This is a genomic window from Pseudomonas sp. B611 (assembly GCF_055407965.1).
Map to the genome: position 1 here is coordinate 1 of NZ_JBUZST010000052.1, position 854 is coordinate 854.

1 protein-coding gene is annotated in these 854 nt (G+C 60.4%); it reads right to left on the reverse strand.

What is annotated here, in order from left to right:
* Window positions 1-4: 4 nt before the first annotated feature.
* Window positions 5-854 (reverse strand): ISL3 family transposase (locus ACZRMO_RS30235; RefSeq protein ID WP_198800284.1); only part of this gene is annotated, 850 nt, incomplete at its 5' end.

Consider the following 854-nt stretch of genomic DNA (forward strand, 5'->3'; position numbering starts at 1 on the left):
AGGTTCATCGCGCTTTCCCGGGGAAGGCAGCCTTGATTTTCAGGAAAAAGTATTCCGAGTCCCGAAAACCATAGGCCATACGCTTGATCACCTTGATGCGGTTGTTGACGCCCTCAAGGACGCTGGTATGCATATGGAAGTTGGCACTGGCGAGGATGCCTCGGGCGTATTTGCGCAGGTTGCGAGCGAAGCGCTGTAGCGGCGCGAGGCCGCTGTCCCGGGCGTGCCGCAACCAGGTTCGCCAGCGGCGCCAGCCCTCTCGTACGCTGGGGGCGAACCAGACATCCTTCAGCGCATCCTTGAGGACATAGACCGTAGCCAGCGGCTGGTTGGCCGCGAGTAGTTCTTGAAGCTGCACGGCTTGTCCGTCCTTCAGGTTGTTGCGATTGCGCAGCAGCAGCCAGCGGCTTTGCTTGACCGCCTTTCGTGCCGGCTTGTCTTCGCGCAGGAGGTTGGCCTGGTCAACCCGGATACGGTCGATCACATCCCGACCGTAGCGCGCGACGACGTGAAACAGGTCGTACACCACTTCGGCTTGCGGGCAATGCTTCTTCACCTCCAAATCAAAAGCCGTGTTCATGTCCATGGCCACCGCCTCTATCTGCTGGCAGTGCTTGCCGAGCAATTCAAAGAACGGGCGGACCGCCTCGCGGCTGTTGCCGTGGCCGACCCACAATACCCGCGTTCGCTCGGCATCCATGATGACCGTGGCATAGCGATGCCCTTTGTGCAGGGCGAACTCGTCCATCACCAGGCGGCGGACACCGGTTGAATCGAAGTTGCCTACCTCGGCTTGAAGGCGTCGTTTATCGAGCGTTTTGAGGGTGTGCCAATGCAGGCCGGTGAGCTGGCTG